This is a genomic window from Actinomadura sp. 7K534 (genome assembly GCF_004348575.1).
Classification (GTDB): Bacteria; Actinomycetota; Actinomycetes; order Streptosporangiales; family Streptosporangiaceae; genus Spirillospora; species Spirillospora livida.
On the sequence record NZ_SMKB01000542.1, the window covers coordinates 1 to 644 of the forward strand.

Below are 644 nucleotides of genomic sequence, written 5' to 3' on the forward strand. Positions count from 1 at the left end.
CGCCTCCCCCGTCCGCGGGCGCCTCGCCGCCGACCGCTCCGTCCTCGACGTCGTCGCCGCCCTGCACCCCACGCCCGCCGTCTGCGGCACCCCCACCGGCACCGCCATGGACCTCATCCGCGAACTCGAGGGCATGGACCGCGGACGCTACGCCGGGCCCGTCGGCTGGGTCGACGCCCGCGGCGACGGCGAATGGGGCATCGCCCTGCGCTGCGCCGAGATCGACGGAACCCGCGCCCGGCTGTTCGCCGGCTGCGGCATCGTCGCCGACTCCGACCCCGGCGCCGAACTCGCCGAGGCCCGCACCAAGTTCCGCCCCATGCAGGACGCCCTCAGCGGCTAGCGGCAGACCCCGCCCCGCACGGCCGCGCTCACACGGCGGGTCACACGGTGGGGTCACACGGCGGGCGGCTGGCACCCCGGACACCAGAACAGGTTCCGCGCCGCCAGCTCCACCGTCCGCACCTCCGACCCGCACACCAGGCACGGCAGCCCCGCCCGCCGGTACACGTACACCTCACCGCCGTGCCCGTCCACCCGCGGCGGCCGCCCCATCGCCTCCGGCATGTGCTCCGGACGGACCGTGTCGATCCGCCCCGCCCGCACCCCTGCCGCCATCAGCACCACCAGGTCGTCCCAGATCC

2 protein-coding genes are annotated in these 644 nt (G+C 76.6%); one reads left to right on the plus strand and one right to left on the minus strand.

Features of this window, described 5'->3' with window-relative positions:
• A partial coding sequence (locus tag E1266_RS37615) for a chorismate-binding protein (protein ID WP_207946175.1) occupies positions 1 to 343 on the plus strand: 343 nt, incomplete at its 5' end.
• A gap of 53 nt (positions 344 to 396) precedes the next feature.
• Here E1266_RS37615 and E1266_RS37620 read toward each other — a convergent pair.
• Positions 397 to 644 (minus strand): zinc finger domain-containing protein (locus E1266_RS37620; protein WP_279436381.1); only part of this gene is annotated, 248 nt, incomplete at its 5' end.